The sequence below is a fragment of the Novipirellula artificiosorum genome, assembly GCF_007860135.1.
Taxonomy (GTDB): Bacteria; Planctomycetota; Planctomycetia; order Pirellulales; family Pirellulaceae; genus Novipirellula_A; species Novipirellula_A artificiosorum.
The window spans coordinates 61,499-83,272 of sequence record NZ_SJPV01000003.1 but is presented as its reverse complement, the minus strand read 5'-3'; the positions used below and the strand labels follow the sequence as shown (position 1 = coordinate 83,272).

20 protein-coding genes are annotated in these 21,774 nt (G+C 55.6%); 10 read left to right on the top strand and 10 right to left on the bottom strand.

What is annotated here, in order from left to right; genetic code table 11:
- Position 1 precedes the first annotated feature (1 nt).
- The 8 genes from Poly41_RS09745 to Poly41_RS09710 all read left to right on the top strand — a co-directional run bounded on the left by Poly41_RS09745 (position 2) and on the right by Poly41_RS09710 (position 11,249).
- On the top strand, positions 2-1,156 hold the full coding sequence (locus tag Poly41_RS09745; RefSeq protein WP_146525944.1) for an aminotransferase class V-fold PLP-dependent enzyme: 1,155 nt from the start codon (positions 2-4) through the stop codon (positions 1,154-1,156).
- A 158-nt stretch (positions 1,157-1,314) separates the two neighbouring features.
- On the top strand, positions 1,315-2,124 hold the full coding sequence (locus Poly41_RS09740; RefSeq protein ID WP_146525943.1) for a hypothetical protein: 810 nt from the start codon (positions 1,315-1,317) through the stop codon (positions 2,122-2,124).
- A gap of 127 nt (positions 2,125-2,251) precedes the next feature.
- Positions 2,252-3,682 carry a transcription termination factor NusA gene (gene nusA / locus Poly41_RS09735; RefSeq protein ID WP_146525941.1) on the top strand — a complete coding sequence of 477 codons (1,431 nt, stop codon included), beginning with the start codon at positions 2,252-2,254 and terminating at the stop codon, positions 3,680-3,682.
- Between the two features lie 600 nt (positions 3,683-4,282).
- Positions 4,283-7,333: a translation initiation factor IF-2 gene (gene infB, locus Poly41_RS09730; RefSeq protein ID WP_146525939.1), complete on the top strand. Its 3,051-nt coding sequence runs from the start codon at positions 4,283-4,285 to the stop codon at positions 7,331-7,333.
- A gap of 242 nt (positions 7,334-7,575) precedes the next feature.
- Entirely contained in the window at positions 7,576-8,076 is a 501-nt protein-coding gene (rbfA, locus tag Poly41_RS09725; RefSeq protein WP_146525938.1) for a 30S ribosome-binding factor RbfA, read from the top strand.
- A 73-nt stretch (positions 8,077-8,149) separates the two neighbouring features.
- Positions 8,150-9,268 (top strand): hypothetical protein, encoded by a 1,119-nt coding sequence (locus tag Poly41_RS09720; protein ID WP_146525936.1) that lies wholly within the window; start codon positions 8,150-8,152, stop codon positions 9,266-9,268.
- Positions 9,269-9,283: 15 nt separating this feature from the next.
- Complete coding sequence (locus tag Poly41_RS09715) at positions 9,284-10,027, top strand: YebC/PmpR family DNA-binding transcriptional regulator (RefSeq protein ID WP_146525934.1); 744 nt, start codon at positions 9,284-9,286, stop codon at positions 10,025-10,027.
- A gap of 106 nt (positions 10,028-10,133) precedes the next feature.
- Positions 10,134-11,249 carry a hypothetical protein gene (locus Poly41_RS09710; protein WP_146525932.1) on the top strand — a complete coding sequence of 372 codons (1,116 nt, stop codon included), beginning with the start codon at positions 10,134-10,136 and terminating at the stop codon, positions 11,247-11,249.
- Here Poly41_RS09710 and Poly41_RS09705 read toward each other — a convergent pair whose 3' ends face one another.
- The 9 genes from Poly41_RS09705 to Poly41_RS09665 all read right to left on the bottom strand — a co-directional run bounded on the left by Poly41_RS09705 (position 11,250) and on the right by Poly41_RS09665 (position 17,347).
- Positions 11,250-11,894 carry a corrinoid protein gene (locus Poly41_RS09705; RefSeq protein WP_146525931.1) on the bottom strand — a complete coding sequence of 215 codons (645 nt, stop codon included), beginning with the start codon at positions 11,892-11,894 and terminating at the stop codon, positions 11,250-11,252.
- 115 nt (positions 11,895-12,009) lie between these two features.
- Entirely contained in the window at positions 12,010-13,077 is a 1,068-nt protein-coding gene (locus Poly41_RS09700) for a uroporphyrinogen decarboxylase family protein (protein ID WP_146525929.1), read from the bottom strand.
- Between the two features lie 180 nt (positions 13,078-13,257).
- On the bottom strand, positions 13,258-14,088 hold the full coding sequence (locus Poly41_RS09695) for a TatD family hydrolase (RefSeq protein ID WP_146525927.1): 831 nt from the start codon (positions 14,086-14,088) through the stop codon (positions 13,258-13,260).
- A 57-nt stretch (positions 14,089-14,145) separates the two neighbouring features.
- Positions 14,146-14,418, bottom strand: coding sequence for a hypothetical protein (locus tag Poly41_RS09690; protein ID WP_146525925.1), 273 nt, complete (start codon positions 14,416-14,418; stop codon positions 14,146-14,148).
- Positions 14,419-14,821: 403 nt separating this feature from the next.
- Entirely contained in the window at positions 14,822-15,247 is a 426-nt protein-coding gene (locus Poly41_RS09685) for a TIGR03067 domain-containing protein (RefSeq protein ID WP_261344895.1), read from the bottom strand.
- Positions 15,248-15,348: 101 nt separating this feature from the next.
- Positions 15,349-15,567: a hypothetical protein gene (locus Poly41_RS09680; RefSeq protein WP_146525921.1), complete on the bottom strand. Its 219-nt coding sequence runs from the start codon at positions 15,565-15,567 to the stop codon at positions 15,349-15,351.
- A 323-nt stretch (positions 15,568-15,890) separates the two neighbouring features.
- A complete protein-coding gene (locus Poly41_RS09675; RefSeq protein WP_146525919.1) occupies positions 15,891-16,514 on the bottom strand; it encodes a metal-dependent hydrolase in 624 nt (207 codons plus the stop codon).
- Positions 16,511-16,831: a hypothetical protein gene (locus tag Poly41_RS09670; RefSeq protein WP_146525917.1), complete on the bottom strand. Its 321-nt coding sequence runs from the start codon at positions 16,829-16,831 to the stop codon at positions 16,511-16,513. Before Poly41_RS09670 ends, Poly41_RS09675 begins: the two co-directional genes overlap by 4 nt.
- Positions 16,832-16,930: 99 nt before the next feature.
- Complete coding sequence (locus Poly41_RS09665) at positions 16,931-17,347, bottom strand: hypothetical protein (RefSeq protein WP_146525915.1); 417 nt, start codon at positions 17,345-17,347, stop codon at positions 16,931-16,933.
- Positions 17,348-17,660: 313 nt separating this feature from the next.
- On the opposite strand from Poly41_RS09665, the gene Poly41_RS09660 reads away from it, so the two are divergent.
- Positions 17,661-18,107, top strand: coding sequence for a BlaI/MecI/CopY family transcriptional regulator (locus tag Poly41_RS09660; RefSeq protein ID WP_197231193.1), 447 nt, complete (start codon positions 17,661-17,663; stop codon positions 18,105-18,107).
- Entirely contained in the window at positions 18,104-20,224 is a 2,121-nt protein-coding gene (locus Poly41_RS09655) for a M56 family metallopeptidase (RefSeq protein WP_146525913.1), read from the top strand. The genes Poly41_RS09660 and Poly41_RS09655 overlap by 4 nt, the downstream gene beginning before the upstream one ends.
- Positions 20,225-20,492: 268 nt before the next feature.
- Here Poly41_RS09655 and Poly41_RS35405 read toward each other — a convergent pair whose 3' ends face one another.
- Positions 20,493-20,987: a TFIIB-type zinc ribbon-containing protein gene (locus Poly41_RS35405; RefSeq protein ID WP_146525911.1), complete on the bottom strand. Its 495-nt coding sequence runs from the start codon at positions 20,985-20,987 to the stop codon at positions 20,493-20,495.
- Positions 20,988-21,774: the final 787 nt, after the last annotated feature.

The window sequence follows — 21,774 nt, the reverse complement described above, 5'->3', positions numbered from 1 at the left end:
CATGACACTCAACCGTATCTACTTGGATCATGCCGCGACGTCATGGCCGAAGCCGCCACACGTTCTCGATGCAATGGATCGTTACGCCCGGTTGTGTGGTGCAGCGGCAGGGCGTGGCCAGTATGGTTCGGCACACGAGGCGGATGCGATCGTTCACCAAGTGCGACGATCCCTGGCCCGATTCATCGGTGCATCGTCGACCGAATCGATTGCCCTGTTTTCCAACGGCACCACAGCAATCAATGCGGCCATTTTTGGCGTGGTTCGCAACGCAGATCACGTTGTCACCACGGCTGCCGAACATAACAGCGTTCTGCGACCACTCGCTCACCTGCAAAGCAGCGGTCGAATCACATTATCCGTGGTCGGCTGTGACCGGGACGGGATTGTCAGCGCCGAGGAAGTCCTCGGAGCCGTTACCGATCAAACCTCGCTCGTCGCCGTGGGGTCGGCGGGCAATGTAACGGGCGCAGAGCAGCCAATCGAAGAGATCGGACGTCATTTGGCGGAGCATCGGGCAATGTTTCTCTGTGACGCCGCCCAATCGTTTGGATACTTGCCGATGAACGTCGAGACGCTTGGGGTCGACTTGTTGGCGGCACCGGGGCACAAAGGCGGGACGGGACCACAAGGAACAGGGTTTCTGTATGTCCATCCAGAACGGTTCGATCGAGTCGAACCGATCGTGTTTGGCGGAACCGGCAGCCAATCGGAATCGTTGTCGATGCCGATCGTGATGCCAGGAAAATTGGAGGCGGGCAATTTAAACGTCCCCGCACTGGCGGGCTGGGCCGCTGGTTTGACCGTCTTGCTCGAGCAATCGGAGTTGCGTTCTGCCAGTCATTGCCAGCGATTGGCGAAACGCTTGCATGCGGGATTGACCTCGATCGATGGTTTGCGCGTGTTTGGAAAGCCAAGCCGTTTGCCGATCGCAAGTGTTGCAGCTGAGGGAATGTCACCGATCGATTTGGCGGCAATTCTTGATGCGGAATTTGGCATTGAAACTCGAGCCGGATTGCACTGTGCGGCGCTAGTCCACTCGTATCTTGGAAGCGCCCCCGAGGGGACGCTTCGGATCAGCGGATCGGTCGTGACAACCGACGAGGAGATCGACCAAGTCGTCGCGGCGCTGCAGGCAATTCTTGGCGAAGCCTAATAATGTGAGCCGCCGTTCTCGATCCTGTTTCGGCGTTTTTTGGTCGCTCCGGGGGCCGGCACGCTTTTTTCAGCATTTGGTTTGGCCCCAGGTATAATCGGAAGTCGCGCCCTCGCGATCGGTTCGCTGGCGCCACTCTTCTTCCCGAGGGCTTTATCTTGAAACGCCATTGCTGTGCCCCCAAGATCATCGACCTGCCTCGGTCGGTTTGGATCGCTCTGTTGGCGATCGCCGTGTTGTTGATCCACTATCTGGGGGCGCCCCCTGCGGTCTCGGGCCAATCGCTCGAACGACAATCATCCTGGTCCACGATGTCAGCCTGGGAACACACGCTTCAGTCCGATCCTGTTCCAGCACGCTGTCTCGATTGCGATGGGGGTGGCGATGTGGCGTTTTCGACGCTGCAATTTGATGGGGTTACGGAGTTCTTCACTTCGATCGATTCCGCGACGGCAGGGGCAACCGTTCAATCGACGGAACTGAATCCACAGTCCGTTTATCTCTCTGCGGCGCTCGCCAATTTTGATTCCGACGCACAGCCGGATGGTTGGATGGTCGAGTTGACGCTGATCGACCGCCAAGACCGCGCGGTCATCGTGCCTGCAACGGCCCGGATCGAAATGCACCCTCGGCCCACCTTGACCGATCATGCGGGGGCGACTCGGACCGAGGCCACCGAGAAGGTGATTCAGTGGACGGTGAGATTCGTTGCGGATGAGGATGGCGTTGCCCGCGTCAAATTGCCGCTTCGGCGGTCGCAGCAGCGGTCGCTGGGGTGGTTCGTCAGTGATTCCCCTTATGCCCGTGGTGATTTGTCGCGGCCGAAGTGGCAGCGGCAGTTGGCGTATCCGAAAGATGGCCAGTTGTCGGCGAGCGTCTCGACAGGCAGCGGAAAAACGTTCAAAGCGACGACGATGGTGCAAATTCGGCCGTCGTTCTTGGTTGACACTCCGTGGCCATATCGATAAGGTGAGGTCAAATAACGAGCATTCGACGTGCCCGGGCTTCTTTAGGTCCGGGCCGTTTTTGTATCGCCACCGTTGTTTTTGCCGTAAGCGCTTCCCATCCGTACGTCATTATTGCAATCAGTTACCTATGAATCCGCAAGACATCCTCCGTTACGTCGATTCGCTTCACCGAGAGAAGAACATTGACACCGAGATCGTCTTTTCTGCGATCGAGTCGGCACTGCAAACGGCAGCGAAGCGTCAGTATGGCGAGGATGCAAATATCTCGGTGCATTTGAATCGTGAAAACGGTCGGATTTCAGCTGTTCTTGACGACGAGGAATTGGGTGATGACCAGATCGGGCGAATCGGTGCCCAGACAGCCAAGCAAGTCATCATTCAGAAAGTTAAAGAGGCCGAACGCGATACGTTGATGAACGAGTATCGTGAGCAAGTCGGGCAAATCGTCGCGGGGATCATCGGCCGAGCCGATGGAGGCGTCGCGACGGTGAATCTCGGGAACGTCGAAGCGATCCTGCCCCGTAGCGAGCAGATCCCGGGGGAGTCGCTGCATGCCGGTGAACGAGTGCGCGCAGTGGTCTTTGAGGTCAAGGCGGCCGGAAACCGCGTCCGTGTCGTGCTAAGCCGGACTCGGCCACAGTTGGTTCAGGCACTCTTTGAGCAAGAAATTCCGGAGTTGGCCGAAGAGGTCATCGCAATCAAATCGATTAGCCGCGAGCCTGGCTATCGCAGCAAGGTCGCCGTCAGCAGCGTGGATACGCAAATCGATCCGATCGCTGTCTGTGTGGGCTATCGTGGTAGTCGGATCAAGGCCGTTCGCGAAGAATTGGCTGGCGAGCATATCGACGTGGTCCGTTGGAGCGACGATCCGCAAGTGATGATCCCCAACGCATTGCAACCGGCGGCAGTCGAGCAGGTGTTGCTTTGTGACATGATCGGTCGCGCCATTGTCTTGGTCCAAGAAGATCAGTTGTCGTTGGCGATCGGACGCCGAGGCCAGAATGTCCGCTTGGCCAGCAAGTTGTGCGGATGGGACATCGAAATCATGACCGGTGGCGAACTGGAAGAACAAATCGAACGAGCGGTCGGTGGGTTCAGTCAGATCGAGGGGATTACGGACGAGATTGCTCAATCGTTGGTCGAGCAAGGATACTTGTCGTACGATGACCTTTCCGTCATCGAGCCCGATCTGTTCATGGAGATGAGCGGATTGAGTGAAGAGCAGGTCGAGCGAATCGTAGACACCGCCGAAGCAAGGGCCGAAGAGGCGGAGAAGGCCGCTGCGGAAGAGCGACGCAACCGGAAAGAGAAAGAACGCTTGATGCGTGAGGCCGAGGCGTCGGGAATCGCTGAACCGGAAGTCGCCGAACCGGAAGTCGCTGAACCGGAAGTCGCTGAACCGGAAGTCGCTGAACCGGAAGTTGCTGATCCGGAAGTTGCCGCAACCGAGTCGCTAGAAAGCGAATTGGAACCGGTTGCGGAATCGGAACCAGTTGATGCAGAAACGCCGCAAGATGATGCTTCCGATCCAGATTCTTCTGCAACCAGAACGAGTTAGGCCGGATGCGTCGTCCGTTCGCGTGGGCAGTTCAGGCTCTGGCATTCGATTTGTAGGTGAGGTAGCGTCGCTGATTCGGCCTCGATCCCGTCCGAACATTGCGTCGGCGGACGGGCGAATCGGCACGTTATTCGTATTTCCAGCTCGATTGCCCTCCGGTCGTTGCTCATTAGCGATGGAATTCGGGGGAAAGTTTCCCCTTTGTTCCGGATTCTTTGGGGAAGACCTCTGCGAGAAGCATGTTTTTCGCTATCCTATCGATCTAGGTGGGACCCGACGGCGGTCCACATCCAACCCCTACACCATTGAACCATTCCCCGACGCGGTCCTCTCCAAAGCCACATTTTGTGGGGCTGCGGCGATGGAGGAAGTCATTTATGTAACCCCAATCACAAAGAAGCGAGCCGGTTTGCCATCCAATTAGGTGTGATTCGCCAAAACTGACACCCCCCTGTACCCTGCGTCGCGTGAACAGCGTTTGTTCGTTGCGATACGGTTGATCGTACAGCAAAGCGTGCCGATCCTGGTCCGACGCAGCAGTCGTTCGGGGCCGATCGGCGTTACCGGCTCCCATAACGAAACTGACAGGATTCCTACCCCGTGCCCGCACGCATTTACGCGCTCGCAAAAGAACTGAATTTAGACAGCAAAGATCTCGTTGATCTGGTGAAAAAAGTCGGCATCACCGGTAAAGGTTCGGCGCTTGCCAGCCTTTCCGATGACGAGGTCGTCAAAGTCCGCGAACACCTCGCTGGCGCTTCGAAAGCTGCACCTCCGAAAATGGCAAGCCCCAAGGCGGCTGCGCCGATGGCGGCAGTCCGCGATTCGGTCGTTCCTCAAGAACGGAAGCCGGTCGCGATCAAAATCAGTCGCCCCTCGAGCAAGGCTGCTAAATCGACTGCCGGGGGATCGAAACAGGCCACGCCCGCCCCGATCCGTTCACCCCTTTTTGGCACCGCCTCGGACGCAAAGCCGAGCGAAGAGAAACCCACGGCGCCAACGACCGACGTGGCCGCCAAGGTGGTGAGTGCTGAGAAACCTGCCGCCGCTTCCTCGGCGCCGCTCAGCGGAGCGGGTCCGTTGAGTAAAGCGGGGTCAACGGGAAATACGGGGCCGCTCAGCAGGGCAGGTCAGCCGGCCGCCGAAAAGCCTGCGGCGGCGGCAAGTTCGCCTGCCGAAGAGGCCACCCCCAGTTTGGCGTCGCGCGTCGCAAACAAGATTGGCTTTGGCAGCAAGGCCTTACCGAAGAAGACCTCCGAGCCGGTCGCGCCGATTCGTCGCGATGCTTCTGCTTCAGCCGGGGGGCCGATCCGATCGCTCGACCGACCAGCGGGATTGGGGGGCGACAAGAAAGTTGGCGCCGGTGGCAAGCAAGGTTCGAAGCCGAAACGACGCGAACCCCGAATCAACGTCAAAATGGCCTCGTTGCCAGACGCACCTGAAACGGCAATGCCCAAGACAGCTCCTGGCGAACCCAAAGCCCAGAAGCCCGATATCAAGCTCAGTAAAGATGTGATTGCCGGTCACAAGCAAGGGATGAAGGCCCCGCTCGAGCAATTGGCTGCGGAGGACTCGGAAAGCAAACGCGGCGGGACGCGCAAGATCGGCAGTGGCGGATTGAGTGGGTTCACGGGCGAAAAAGGACGAAAAGGCGGCCGCGGCCCTGAGGTGGAAGAAGAAAAACCTCGCAAGAAAGGGATTGCGGGGATGGCCAGCGCTCGGGCCGAACGGTCTCGAGGCGGCGGCGGACGCCGCAAGCAAAACGATTCGTTCGATCGAATGGGAGGCGGCAACGCTCGCGAATCTCGCTACCAACGTCGGACGCTCAAACGCAAAGGCACCAACACCGCGGCACCCCGAAAGGAAAAGGTCGAACTGGAATTGCCATGCACCGTTCGAAGTTTCTCCGAAGCCGCCGGAGTCCCGGTCGCGCAGGTGCTTCGCGTGCTGATGGGCATGCAAATGATGATCAACATCAATTCGGAATTGGATCTTAATACCGCCGAGTTGATTGCGACCGAAATGGAGCTCGATATCGAGCTGAAGGCATCGGAGACGCTCGAAGACGAAGTGATCTCGGGCCTCGAATCGATCGAGGATACTGCCGAGAGTCTGATCGCTCGACCGCCGATCGTCACCTTCCTCGGTCATGTCGACCACGGCAAAACCAGTTTGCTCGATTACCTGATCGGTATCGATGTCGTCAGTGGCGAAGCGGGCGGGATCACTCAGCATATTCGCGCCTATGAGGTCGACAAGGATGGCCGATCGGTGACCTTTGTTGACACGCCAGGCCACGAAGCGTTTACCGAAATGCGTGCTCGCGGTGCCAACGTGACCGATATCGCAGTGTTGGTGATTGCTGCGGACGACGGAATCATGCCGCAAACCGAAGAAGCGATCAGCCATGCGAAAGCGGCGGAAGTGCCGATCGTGGTGGCACTGAATAAGTGTGACTTAGAAGGGGTCGATCCCAATCGCGTGCTGACTCAATTGACCGAGCATCAACTCACCCCAAGTGAATGGGGTGGCGATGTCGAAGTGATCCGGACCAGTGCGATCAAGGGCACCGGGATGGACGAGCTACTCGAGACGTTGTTGACCATCGCGGAAATGAACGAATACACCGCCAACCCCGACCGCAACGCGATCGGCGTTTGTTTGGAATCCGAACAACAAGGCGACCGAGGTGTGGTGGCGAAACTGATCGTGCAAAGTGGCACCCTCCGAGTGGGTGACATTGTGGTTTGTGGTCCGTCCCACGGCCGAGTCCGAGCAATGCGGGATACGTTGACCGGTAAAGAGGTCAAGCAAGCCGGACCGAGTACTCCGGTTAATGTGATGGGGTTGGACCAAGCACCGGGCGCCGGCGACCGATTCCACGTGCTCGAAGACATTTCCAAAGCACGCGAGATTGCTGCGAGCCGAGCAGCAACCAGCAATCGCGAGAGCTTGTCTGGCAGCACAACCAAGGTTTCGTTTGAAAACTTCCAAGAGATGTTGCAGGGCGGCCGATTGGGCGTGTCCGAAGACAAGGTAAAGCTGAACGTGATCGTGCGTGCCGACGTCAAGGGCTCGCTCGAAGCCATCGACAAGGAATTGACCAAGTTCGATCATCCCGAGGTCGAGATTCGCGTGTTGCAACGAAGCGTGGGCGGTGTGACGTTGGCCGATGTGACGTTGGCCTCAGCCTCGGACGCGGTGATTTTAGCCTTCAACGTGATCCCCGACGAACTGGCTCGTTCATTGTCCGAAGAACGTGGCGTTCAAATCCGACGCTATGAGGTGATTTACAAGTTGACCGACGACATCAAGGCGATGATTGAAGGGCGACTGAAACCCGAGGAACGGGTCGTCGAACTGGGACGGGCTCTGGTCAAACAGGTGTTCCAGATTAGCCGCATCGGAACCATCGCAGGTTGTTATGTCGCTCAGGGAATGTTCCAACGAGGTTGCCGCGTGCGGGTCCACCGCGATGGTCGCACCATCGGTGATTATCCGCTCGATTCACTCAAACGTGTGAAGGAAGACGTCAAAGAAGTTCCGCGAGGAATGGAATGCGGGATCCGGTTGCATGGATTCAACGATATCAAGCAAGACGATGTTCTGGAGGCGTATCGAATCGAAGAGGTCGCCCGAACGCTCGATTAGTTTGCCCACACAGCGGATTGGACTCGCTGTCGTTCGTTGTGCGACGGCGAGCGATCGCACCGAGTGGGCTCATCGTAGCCTCGGGCACGCTTGCCCTAGTCTACGCTGCCGATGGTGACACGGCCCCCAAGGGCGCCCTGCATGCCAAGGCTCTGGCAAGCGACAGCATCTTCTCCGACTCCGCCCGCAGCAACTCGTTTCCTTTTGTCACACTTCCACCTTCAAACTTCTTCCTGCTGTCCATGTCCACTCGTCGTCTCTTGAAAGCTGCCGAAGCCATTCGCGAAGTCGTTGCTTCGACGATTCTGACCCAATTGCGTGATCCGCGAGTCAAGGATGTCACGGTGATCGGAGTCCAGGTGACGCCGGACATGCGAGAAGCGAAGGTTGCCGTAAGCGTGATGGGGAACGAAGCCCAACAACAACTGGCGTTGAGAGGACTCGAAAACTCTGCCGGTTTTTTACAAAGTAAAATCGCCAAGCGAATCGAATCTCGGTACACCCCGAAGTTGTCCTTCACGCTCGACAAGGGGGCTCACAACGCGCTGGTCGTGGGCGAATTGTTAGCCAAGATTCGTCAAGAACAAGAAGGCGAGACAGGATCCACCGAGGACGACTTGGAAAATCAGGGGGATGTGGAGCCCCAGGACGACAGGGAACCCCAGGATGAGGAGGAGTTGCAGGAGGACACGATGGACGGATCGACCGACGGCGATCACGATGTGAAGTCGTCTGACCTTTGATTTTTTTAGACCTGCCGAAGTGCCAAGAGACCATTGTTAAAACACCCCATTCCTTCCCCATCGATACTGCAAGATGTCTGCTAGTAACCGTGCCACGTTAATCAACAAACTGTTCGCTGCATTAAAAAAGCACTATTCGCCGTCGCCGACTCAACCTACGCGTCCGTTGCTGGAGCATTTGTTGTACGCTTCGCTGTTACAGGATGCACCGGCGGAACTTGCCGATGAGGGCATGGCGAAATGTGAGCAGGATTTCTTTGATTGGAATGAAGTCCGCGTCACGACGATCAGCGAATTGGCCCAAGTGTTGTCCCGCTTGCCGGATGCGGTGAAAGCCGCGACACGAATCAAGAGCAATTTGCAGTCGGTGTTTGAGGAGTTCTACACGTTTGACATTGACCATTTGAAGAAAGAAAACTTGGGCAAAGCGGTTGCCAAGTTCGAAAAAATGCCAGGTGTCACGCCGTTTGTGCTCAGCTATACGGTCCAACACGGATTGGGGGGGCACTCCATTCCGGTTGACTATTCGGCGATGGTGATCTTGATGGTTACCGAAATTGCTTCGCAAACCGAGGCGGCGGCCGGAAAGGTACCGGGATTGGAACGAGCAATCCCGAAGAGCAAGGGCATCGAGTTTTCCGATTTGTTGCATCAAGCGGCTGTCTCGCTCAGCATCAGCACGAAGGACAAGAAGTCGCGAGCTCTCGTCGACGAGGTAGCCAAAGGATCGAGCAAACGACTCGACGAATGGATCACGGGAAAGAAGGCCGCCAAGAAACGGGTCGCGGCGCGAAAAGCAGCTCAGGCCGCAGAGGACGAGGCGGAGGAAATCGCTCAAGCGGAAGCGGAAAAAGCAGCCAAGGCGAAGCCGAAAAAGCCGTCGAACAAAAAGGCTTCCGCAAAGCCGGCCGACACGGCGGCATCGAAGGCAACGAGTCCGAAAGCGGCCGACCCGAAAGCCGCAAAGAAGACGAAGACTTCGAAGCCCGAGGCGGCAGAAGCACCGCCAGCGAAAAAGAACGTGGCACCGAAAAAAGTGACGCCGAAAAAGACGGCGGCAAGCAAACCGGAGGAGCCCAGCAAAACAGCGAAAAAGGCATCCAAGAAGTCGAAGAGCGCTTCGTCGTCCGTAGCGAAAACCAGCTCAAAGAAATCGAGTAGTCGTAAATTAACCAAACGTAAACCGAGATAGATAGTCGAAGCAGTCATGGCCGGTCACTCAAAATGGGCAAACATCCAACATCGAAAAGGTCGCGTCGATGCCCAACGCGGAAAGATGTGGAGCAAGCTAAGTAAGGCGATCATCGTTGCGGCAAAGACCGGCGGCGGCGATCCCGACGCGAACATCCGACTTCGCAAAGCGATCGATGATGCAAAAGCGCTCAGCATGCCCAAGGACAATATCCAGCGGGCCATCAAGCGGGGCACCGGCGAACTGGATGGCGGTGAAGTCGAGGAACTGCTGTACGAGGGCTACGGCCCGGGCGGTGTCGCCGTGATGTGCGAAGTGATGACCGACAATCGCAATCGCACCACGCCTGAACTGCGCAGCATGTTTGGCAAGTTTGGTGGCAACATCGGCAATACCGGTTGCGTCTCCTATCTGTTCGATCGCAAAGGCTTGTTCGTGTTTGACGGCGAAAGTGTTTGCGAAGAAAAAGTTACCGAGATCGCGTTGGAAAATGGTGGCGACGATGTCGAATCGGAGGAGGGGAAGATCCAAGTGACTTGCGATCCGGATTCCTACTCATCGTTGCTCGACGCGTTTCAAGCAGCGGGCTTGGAACCCGAAATGGCATCCATCAGCCAGATCGCACAAACGATGGTCGAACTCGAAGGCTCGGTCGCCAAATCCGTCCTGCGGCTGCTTGAAGCCCTCGACGACCATGACGACGTTCAAAACGTTAGCACGAATCTAGACATCACCGACGACATGTTCGACGAAGAATAATCTGCGATCGGCTTTGCTCTGCCCTATCGAATTGCAAAAAAATATCGCCCCTCGGCCCCTCCCCTTCCCTTTGCTGGGTATATGATGGAAACGGGGGGAGACGATCATGCGAACCATTTTGTTATTTCCGGCTATTGTTTTCGTTGCAAGCGTCGCATTTGGCCAGGACTTCGAAGCGGTCCAGCCAAACGGTCAGATTGCTGCCAAAATCGCGGTCTCGTCTGGGACGATGCAGATTCGGATGCTCAATGGCCAACGGTTTCGGTACCGACGTGATCGCCCCTTTGATACGGTCGATGGCCGCTTTGTCGGTTATTTCCACCCCACGTTGAATCGCGTCCTGCGTTTTCCTCGTTCGGGCAATGGATTCATGATGATGGCCGACTTAGATGATCTGCGGCCGTTTTTCCGTCGAAGTACGATGGTGGTTCGGCCTGCGCGGCATCAACATCTGCCCCCTGGTCCGCCGCTGCATCCAGGTCATCTTCCCGGTTTTCACCCTGGCTTCCATCACGGGGGCTTCGTCCCCATCTATACGCCTGGTTTGCTGGGCGCAGGCATCTATCCAGCCCCTTGGTTTGGTTACGGTTACTACACCAGCGGCATCAATTTGATTGCCTCGCCCCCCGCAGCGTGGCATCCGGGTTTCGGGCACTTGCCAGGCCGGTTTGCGCCGCAATCGGTGATCGTCGATTCACGCCTTGTTCCTGGGCCACCGCTGGAACCGGTCGCAATTGGACTTCGCAATGGATCCAATAGCGAATTGATCGTGACGATTACGGATTTGCGTGACGGATCGGGCAATCGACAAGTTCGCATCCCTGCGGGAGAAGTGGTGACAGAAACTTTCAATCGGGAATCGGTCGCCGAGAAGATCGATACGTACGAAACCTATCGGCTCGATGGCTCGATCGATACCCATCAAGTCGCGGTATCGATAGCGCCACAGCGACGTTACGAGTTAACCGTTCATCAGTGGCGTCTGCAATCGATTGCGATCGATCGAACGGGAAAGAGCCCCAATATGATTGAGGACGTCAACTACCAAGGTAAAGGGCTGGGCCGGTTTCCGTTGCCTGCCGGCGAGCAATTGCGTGCCGGCACGATCGATGTGTATCGTGCCGCAATTCGCAGCGAAAATGCGGGCGCGGTGGCACCTCTCATCGACGACTCGTCCGACTTGCCAAGCGACCCCTTTTCGGGGTTGGATTTGCGGCGATAGCTAAGCAACCAATTGACGTGCCAGTGCCACTGCGGCGCTGGCGTTGTTGCTGTATCCATCCGCTCCGATCGAATCGGCGTATTGCTGCGTCACCGGTGCCCCGCCGACGATCACCTTACACGCCTGCTGAAGCCCCGCGGCTTGCACCGCTTCGACGACCGCTTTCATGCCGGTCATCGTTGTGGTTAGTAGCGCCGACACCGCGATGATACTGGCGTTGACTTCCTGTGCCTTCTCAACAAACGTATCCGCCGACACATCGACTCCAAGGTCCGTGACTTCGAAGCCACCCCCTTCTAGCATGGATGCCACCAAGCCTTTGCCAATATCATGCAGGTCACCTTTGACCGTTCCGATCACGACTCGCCCGACCGGCTCCACCCCTCGGTCAACGAGCAGGGGGCGAACGATTTCTAAGGCCCCCTTCATCGCTCGAGCGGCAATCAGTAGTTCCGGAACGAAGTACTCGTGGTTTTCGAAGCGTTTGCCAACTTCGTCCATCGCGGGGGTCATTTGTTCGGTGATCAAACACTGTGGATCCACGCCAGCTGCGAGGGCTGCATTGGTTATTTCCAGGGCTGCTTTCGCGTCGCCAACGAGCACAGCGTCAAATAGCTTGGTGAGATCCGGTGAGTTGTCTGACATGTTTGCTCCGGGGATGTTTCGAGGTGGGAACCCGATTTTCTGTCGTCCTGTCGCCTGCGTCAAGATCACTGCCTGTTGCTCGCTGGGCATGCGGGCGCAATCGCAGCCGTATCACTCATAGCGCGAGATCTTCGAATCGCGTTTCCCGGGCGACTTGAACCATCATTTTTAGGTTCTCCAGCGGCGAATTGCGGGGGACGATGCAGCCGGATCCGAGAATAAAGCCCCCACCACCAGCAGCCGCCTTGATGCACTTCTGGCATGCCGCTCGCATCGATTCCGGGTTCCCTTGCAGCAAATCGTTGACCGTATGGACATTTCCTTGGATCGTCACGCGGTCACCAATTCTCTGCTTGGCAACGGACAAGTCAACGACGTTGTCAATCTCAACCAATGCCGCACCGCTATCCGCATACAAATCCAAGACTTTGGTGCTGTTGCCACAAATATGCAAAAGCCCTCCCGTGATTCCGTGATCCTTCCAGGCCCGAAACACCTTCTTCTGGTAGGGAAGTGCAAATCGCTCGTAGGTTTTTGGCGAAATCATGTCACAAGACGAGAGCGAATCACCACAATGGATCACGTCGGCACCGGCATCCCAGCATGCTTTGCCAAATCGAATCAGCGACTCGGTGGCGATTTCTAAAGCATGTTGAATCCCCGCTTCGGCCTCGTCATTCATCCCCGCTTCGAACATTCCGACTTCGTAGAGCCACTGCTGCGAACCGACCAAGTAGGACGCCAAAGCAAAGGGCCCGGTGCCCGGTGAGCGGATCGCAACCGCGTCGCCAACGGCTTGACGGGTTTGACGGATTGCTTCAATCATCACAGGCATGCGACCATCGGTCGTGGGGTCCAGCGGACCGATCTTGAAAACGTCTGCCAACGAATCCACCGCCGGTTGAGTTAGCGCGGGCAGCTCATCGGGGTCGCGAGTCGTTTGGCATCCAAAACCCTCGGCAATGTAAAAGTTATCCGATCCAATCGCGATGACGTCTTGGTCCAATGCGTCATGCAAAGCCAATTGAGCTTTGACCATCGCTTCGGGAATCGTGTAAAAATCTAAGAGCGAAACGCCCGAAACGGGAACCGCAACGTCATACATGTACGGAGCAACCGCCACACAATCAGTCGGCTGATGGCGAATGCTGCGAAGAACTCGCTCGCGTGAAGAGAGTGACATGATGGAGACAACCGTTGGGATTAGGCTAGGGACGACAACTCGGAGGGCGTCGAGTTTTGAAAGCGAGAACAACGCCGAACCTTCGTTCCATTCTCACTTCCTTGGGAAGCGTCGAGCACGGGGAAGGTGAGGTTAAAAGGGGCGATCTTTTTGGCCGATCCCGGACACCGGGCGGCCAGACTAAATCGTCACGTGATTTCCATCACGCGGCGCAAACTGAAAGTGGTCGCTTTGCGAAAAGAACTCGATCGGGTTTTCGTAAACCAATTTCCGGATCAACGATTCGCGGTGCCCACGGCGGCGAAGCTCGAAAATCAAATCGGGAACGGCGGTCGGCTTGCTTGGCCCCCAATCGCCCGCCGAATTCGCCATCAATCGCTCGACACCGTAAACCTCGATCATGTCGGCGGCACGTTCTGGGGTGCACTTGGAAACGGGGTACAACGTCATCCCGGCCCAAAAACCACGATCCAGCACTTCGGCGATCGTGTGTTCTTCGACATGGTCCACAAGCACTCGCGACCGATCGATTCGCGAATCGTCGCAAAGCATATCCAGGATCATCCGCGTGCCTTGGAACTTGTCCTCCAAATGAGGTGTGTGGATCAGGATCGATTGGTTGTAGCGAACCGCCAAATCCAGATGCTCCAAGAACACGATGGATTCGTTCTTGGTGTTCTTGTTCAGTCCAATTTCACCGATACCCAACACGTTGGGATGATCCAAAAACTCGGGGATCATCGCCAGCACATCCCTCGACAGCGAGACATCCTCGGCTTCCTTCGCGTTGATACAAAGCCAACAAAACAGCTGGATCCCATACGCGGCAGCTCGCTTGGGCTCCACCTCCGTCAACTGCCGGAAATAATCTCGGAACCCATCAACGCTGCCGCGGTCATAGCCGGCCCAAAACGCGGGTTCGCTGACCGCGACACAGCCCATCCTTGCCAAGGTTGCGTAATCGTCAGTGATCCGTGAAACCATGTGAATGTGAGGGTCAATGTAATCCATCCGATTCAACTCTTTGTAGCCAGTGAAAGTGGGACATAATTTTCGAGACAGTCGTGACTACGAATCAATCGCCATATCGACTCGCCAACCAGGAGAGTATCTTCGGGAAAATAGCAACTGAATGCACTCGGCGCGATCAGGACGTTCACTCAGCAACAAGCGAATGGCATCGTCAATCTTATCTCGGCGGATGCTAACATCTTCATCCAACGGTGATCCCGTTTCCAAAGCACGATCGACGCGATCGAGCGCAGCGCCGACTTCGAGTAGCTTTGCGCGAACACTCAAAAACGATTCTTCCAAAACAACGTTCGCAGTGCGTGAGTGCATGTCGTAGGACTCCAATAACGTTTGGGACTCGTGACGCAGGCGCAAAGTGGGGCCAGGGCGAAACGGGGGTCAGCAATCAGTCGTGAAAAGCATCCTGCGGGACGGTTGCCGCGATTCGTTCCTGATGCCCATTTCACGTTCAAGCATTATAGACCACACGTCCTTGCTACTGCACCCCGCCTCTGTTGGGGCATTCCAAGAGGGCCAAGCAATGCTACCTCGCTCAAGCCATTTTTTTGGCTCTTCCGCAGAATCTGTGGCGCATTCAATACAGACTGGCCCTACTGCGGAGCAACCAGCCAAGGGATGGCGGAGTCAGAGCGGGAAGAGATTCTTGATTGGCCTCGGGCGAATATGAACGCTCGACTCCCGGAGATGCAAGGGGTCTGCGTCTCCCGCTTGCCTAACGCGATGATTGCCTTTGCCTCACATACGTGGTGACCAACGTGCGGGTTGCTGAGGGATCGGGGGTGAACGTTTCTGGTCGTCCCGTAACGTTTTCTGCGATTCTCAATTGGTCTTCCTTGATTTCGTAAATGCACTTTAGCACTTGAACTTTGCCATCCTTTTCTACTGAAATGTCCATCTGATGGGGCTTCGTGCTTGTATCGACCGTAATGGTGCACTTCAATTGGCGGGGGGCGCCGCCACGCGCGAGGATCATTTGATTTCCTTTGATTGTCCGCGTCGTGCCGCGCATTCTCACAGGTAGATCGTCACCTTCTACCTTCTCTCCACCGCGTTGCATTGAATTGAGGATCCAAACGCCGTCTAGCCGCGCATCAAGACGATGCGCTTCGATTGGCGTGTCTGCGTGAGCGTTGAGCATAACGCAAAAGGAGAAAAGGAGGGCAATGTTGAAAACTCGCTGAATCATGTTTCTACACCGGATTGCTTGAGTACTTGGTACGACTGGAAACGAATGCGGGATCAACGCTTGGAGACGGGCGGTGGATCTTTCAAGGTGAATCCCCCCTTTCCCTTTGCGAATCCCGTTACCGTGTATGCGAGCGTCTTCACCGCCTGGATCCCTTTCAGCGTCTTCTCGTAGGCCGGATTGCTGATGGGCTCCGGTTGTTGACCGGCTGCGGTGAACGATGCATAGAACTGTAGCAGCAGGCAAAACAAAAGCCCCTCATGTCGTCTCATCGTGATCAGCTCCCAAGCAGTAATTGTGGTCATTCTCCCACACGCAATATTGTACTCGGCCGGACTGGCATGGAACCTCTGAGCGAACAGCCAAGACAGGATGAGGCTGAATGTAACGCACCGGATCGTTCACAAGTGCTTGTCTCGGTAAGGGGAACGTCACCGATCACGTAGCGGCGACGAATGTTTGTCCATTTAAAGGCCCGATCTGTTCTGTCATTGATGTGGCATTTTGCTCTGACTAGCTGTACATCGCCACTTTGTGGACGGTTTTACCGCGGTTGCCGAATCAATCCTTGCCGCTCATCGAGTGCGTTTTCCAGCTAGAGCATTCCACGTGCCCAACCGCGGATCAGCACATAGCAGCCCAAGAAGACTAAGGTAACAGTTGATTGTAACGGCAATCTCTTTGGGTATTTTGCCATTGTAAGCGCTCCACACATCATAATCAGTGTAGGACCGATATCTCCCCACGGAGTCAACGGGTAAACGTATCCCACGTCTGAAATCGGCCAAAACGGCCTGATGTACCAATCTGACAACCCATTCCCACCGGAGACGACCATATCGCATGGCAGATGGATAGTTTGCACGGCGACACAAACCATAAACAGCGCTATAAAAGGTGCGGCAATCCCTGCTGGTTCCATCGCGAATTCTTTGGGCAAGTAGTTCTTCAAACGCGCCGTAAAAGCCTCAATGAAATGGAATCGGTATTGCAGCCTGGCAAGAATTAGAGATGCCAGAACGATCGAGAATATGTTATGCCCCCATACCCGATGTCCCTGTTCGAATCTTACCATGTCAAGAAGCATCGGCAGACCGTCCCAGTCTGGAAGATTGGAGGCGATGCCTGCAAGTGCGACAAAAGCCCAGCCAAATCGCTGGTGGGCACCGACTGCAATTGCGGCGTGAATTCCAACCAAGGAGTGTTCAGGGGTCGTCATTCTGCGAATCCTCCAGCCTCAGAACGGCATACATCGCTGAGCCGCAGGAGTAGGTCCGTATCGGGTTCTCCGCCGTGTAGGAATAATCCGCGCATGATAATGCAAAGACGAGCGATGCCATCGCATGACCACAACTCTTCTCCTGTGGCGGGGTCAAAGGCAAGGATCTTAGCGGAAATCAACGTGACCAGGGTAAGCAATCCACGGATTGAGAATTGGAACTTCCCATGTTTTGCACGACGACGAGCGACCTCGTAGGCCATCGCTACTGCGAGCAAGATCACGCCAACTACGAGCAACAGTGAAAAATGTTTCATCGCGTAATCCGAATGATGAAGTGGAACCGTCCGAAAGCGGCAATGGGATCGTCCACTCGGATGGAGATCCCCGGTTTTCGGTCGAGCAAGATGTCGCAATCATTTAAACCAACCCTTTACGTTCTCAATCTTGATGCCGTCACCGGTCTTTGGATCTGCATCAAGCACGTTACCGATGTCAACAAGTGTTCCGCTGTAGAGAAGGTAGGGGAGTTTCGCCGAGTGAACCACCTTCCCCTCTACCGTCAGATCGAACGAGCCGTTTGACCACATTCCATATTTCGTTCCGATGTAGAGAAGGTCGTTTTCACCACGATCGAAGATGCACGCATGAAGTCGACCACGTAAGTTCTTCGTCTGCTCAGCGTTTTGTCCGACGAATTGTATGACATTGCCGGTCAGCGCCGCGTCGTCTGATGCTGCCGGTTTCGCCGTTGTTGTGCTGGACGAGACACACGTTAGGCAAAATAGTGCTACGCACGCTGTCACGATGGTGCGCCGGAAGTTGTTTCGCATGGGTATGCTCCAGGTTAGGGTTTCAGCTTGCAGTATGGTTTGCTGAATATCTCAGCAACTTTCGCACAATGCAAATGCCTGACCGCTATCTCTGCCCCCTAGCAAGAGGTCGTGCAGTTTTTAAGTTGTTGATTGAAAAAGACTTACAAGATTTTCCTCTCCCTCGCTGCGCTCGACCCCTCCCGCTGGGGACGCGGGGCTGGATGCCTAAACACTACAACAGTCCCAACTTAATAACTGCACAACCTCACAACATGGGAATGGAAATCTGCATTTCTTTCCCTCTTGCGGTACGTACGCTTGTACGCTTAGAATGCCGCAAGTCAAATGTACGTACGGTGGGTTCGCGAGAGAGGGATTTATGGTTGATCGGCCTGGATTGTCGAAGGGTGAAATCGAAGTGGCTCGGGTGCTGTGGGAGATCGGCCCGTCGCCGGTTCGCGATGTTCACGAGGCGATCGCGGCACAGCGTGATATCGACTTTTCAACGGTTCAGACTTATCTACGGCGTTTGCAAAGCAAAGGCTACGCAAAGTCCGTTTTGAAGGGTCGCGTGCGGATCTACAAGTCTAAAACGAAACCGCGAACCGTGATTCGTGAAACCGTTGACGATTTGGTCCAGCGCCTTTTTGGTGGCGAAACGATGCCACTCGTTCGGCATCTGATCGAAGAACGCGGGATCGACGCAAGCGAATTGGACGAGCTTCGCAAACTGTTAAGCGAAATCGAGCCAGACCCAACGCGAAAGGGGCAAGGATGAATTACCTTCAAAACATCGTTGCCGCACAGCTCGTCCAGTTGTCGATTGTTGCGCTCGTGGCCTGGTTCCTTGCCGATACGGTTTTTCGTCGTCGCCCTCGGATGCAGTTCGCGGTTTGGTCCGTGGTACTGCTGAAATGTATCGTTCCGCCGTTGATGCCCAGCTTGATTTGGCCGACCGCATTGAGTGGCCCCGGGGCGTGGTCGAACCACAAAAACTTAACGCCGGTGCTGACGCAAGCCGAAGCATCGATTGTAACGACGACTTCTGTCAACGCCGCGGATCACCGACCGAGAACGCCACGCCACAATTCATCGCCGAGTTTGTTCACGTTGAATTCGTTCAGCGGGTGCGCCGCAGCGGTTTGGTTTGTCGGTGCGATGACGGTTTTCGCTTTAATCATCCTTCAAATTCGTCGGACACGTCTTCGATTACGCCGTCGTTGGCCGCGCAGGATCGATCAACTCGAATCGGCGTTTGACCAGGTTCAATTTCGATTTGGCGGGCAAGCACGTCGCACGTCGAAGGTCCGTCTGATCGTCACACGTGGTTGTTTTGGCCCCGCTGCGATGCACCCGACCCATCCGCTCATCGCGATGCCGGGCAAGTTGGCCGAGCGATTGAGTTCCCAGCAATTGCGACCGCTGCTCGCTCACGAGATCATGCACGTCCGTCGTGGCGACTTGTGGCTTGGGTGGCTGCAGACCGTTGCGGTTTGGCTTAACTGGTTTCACCCGTTGGTATGGCTAGCAAGTCGTCGATTGTCGGTCGCGATCGAGCAGTGCTGTGACGAAGACACAGTGCGGCTATTGCAATGTGATCCAGCGGATTATCGCCAGGGTCTGTTAACGACCGTGCTTTGGAAAAACTCAGTTCCCACGTTGCCGGTTGCGTCTGCGATCCGGCCCGCACATTTAACGCTTTACCGCATGGAGGCTCTTATGAAAATCGATCTTTCACGTCCCACTCAACCTTGGAAATGCCGTTTGCTATGGCTGCTGATGATCGTGCTACTGTTGCCTGGCGCCCGATGGTCCGTTTCCGCCTCGCCAGACAAACCGAAACCGACTGAGCCAATCTCACAGGAAGACAAAGCATCCGTATTACCGACAGGCGGATCTGAATCGGAAATCGAAATCTCTGCCGAGGATACGAGAGTCTACCCAAGGACTTATCGTGTCAGCGATTTGCTGACTGTCAAACAGTCCGTTCTGGAATCGCCTTATGCAGCAAGACTGAGTATAACGTCTTTTACCAATTTCGAGCCGCTGATGACAGAGCTCACCGAAAAGGTTGCACCAGAGACATGGGAATCTGCCGGTGGCGCCGGCACGATGGGTCCTTATCATCAAAATCTGTCTCTCGTGATTTCCACCACTTGGTCGGTTCACGATGAGATTGTGGACTACCTGACTGAAAAACGTCAGAAGCTGGGGAAAACGCAGGTAGTGCCTGCCGCACCAGCAAACGATCAAAGCCGGGGCGACTTGATTGAGCTTCGCAGCTCGATCTTGCAAGGTGCATGGGCTGATTTGCAAGACGTCAATCGTGATTGGAAACCGATCGATGACACCTCGGAAGCAACTTTTTTCATTAGTGATTTAACGAGTACACTTGAACCAAATCGACCATTGCGAGTCCGTTGGGCCGTGGTTGAAGCCGCGGCGGTTGAGCGGATTGCGGCGTCCAAGGGCAATCGCGGCACGGTTCATGTTGTGTCTCGCCCAACCGTTAGGATGAAATCTCATACGACGGCGTCGATCTCGGTTGGCAACGAACAGGAGATTAAGTTTCGAAAAGAGAATGGAGAAAGGGTCGACGAACGACTTTGGACCGGTATTCGTATGGAGTTGACTGCGGCAACGAAGCGTAGCGCAAGCGGCGACCCGTTAACTTCCATTTCGATGAAGTTCTCATCTCAAGAGAGACTGTCGGTTGAACCTGAGCTCAATGGCAAAGCCGACGGCCAAGCGAACGCCGGCAGCTATCCGGTGCTGGAGGCGCGAGCGTTGACGATCGATCAGGATTTGCCAAGCGGCAAGGCGCTGTTGGTGTTGCAATCGAGCGGCGACGACGACCAGCGATCCTCTTTGCTGATCATTTCTCGGAACGAGTGAGCACCGCTCCGGGGTTTTGTCGCTAGCCCGGATTATTCGTTGGAGTTGTAGGCTTTAGCCGACTGCGTGCTGGATCCTTGCTGAATCGGTTAAAGCCTACGACTCCAACATGCGAAGTCTGTTTTTTCTCAATCGATGTAAGGTGATTGCATACAGAGGGTTACGGGGGATATGTTTCGACTGATGAATAACCCTCCACGCCTGCCCCGCGATGACCTGAACGAACTAGATAGTGAGTTCCTGGAAAATCCGGGCTAGCGGCGGCCGATTAAAGATGAAGAACTGCGGTGATGAGCAATTCGATGACACCACCGACAACCGTGTCTGCAACGAATGCGCCCGCGCATTCGCCGGATTCTTGAATGACCGATTTTTGGTTTTTGTTCGAGCGGTTGGCGCCGTTACGTTTTCGGGGTCTTGCTTTGCGTTTCTTTTCTGTTTGTGAACCATGGCGTGTGTCGGCGAGTTTTTCAAGCGTGCCCTTATCAACATGCACGCCGCCGCAACCATTGCAACGGGCGACCGACAGCGACGCGAACTCGAGTGCACAGAAATCGTTGTGGTTGCAACGAGGGCACTGCAATTTACATCCAGCTAACTCCAAAACGCTGACGTGCCCCAGTTGGTTCGGCGACGCTGACGCTACCGCGTTCAATTCACCGGGATCGAGCCAAACCGATTGACAGTGAATGCAGCGGTCAATCTCGACGTCCGCCGCGAACATCGACTCCATTGGACCGAAACAGTGGGGGCAAGGAAGCATCAATACGTGCAGAGAATCGAATGAAATGGAATCTAGATCACTAGCAAAAACCTAGCTCGGATTTCGCGGCATGATGGCTCGATCAGGCACCTTTTCTGCAGAATATCTATCCGCCAAACCCAGGGTCGCTCGGCGGCGAAGCCGCAGAACGCACCCTAGGACACCTTTCTTTTTCCCGATAGGGATTCAAAGCAATTAGCCGTGGGTCGCGTAGCGCACCCACGGAAAGCAATTGAAAAAAAGAATTGCGACCCCGGAGGTGGTCGCAGAAAACCCAGCTTGGCGGCGCCGCGCCCCCCCTTCGGGGTCGGGCGTCAACGTGACGTTCGATCCCGGCGGTGTTCGCTGCGCTCGAACGCAGGCGAATGGCTTAAAACGCCTTCGGCGTATAAAAGTTGTGGGTGATCAACAGGAGGCTACGAGTCCCATCGACAGAATGGATCAAGGGACTCGTAGCCTCGTCCACTTCTATGAAATGTTTGCTGCTGTCAAGTGACTGTTGTGTTGGGGTGGTTGTTGATTGAGTTTGCGTTTAAACGATCCGGTTCCCCATTCTTCTATCCGAGCTCTGATGGCCCAAGTTTCCTGCACCAATTGCAGATAACGACGTTGCAGACGCGGCTCCAGCCGCGGAAGATTGATTCCATCCAGGGCAGTCTACAAACTAAGGAAACTTGTGTAGATACCAATGCCCAGAGGGAGAGGTAAACCACCCCTGCCCGCGCAGCGGGAGGGGTCGAGCGCAGCGAGGGGGAGGGCCCAGGACCCGTGGCCCACTCTTTGATAC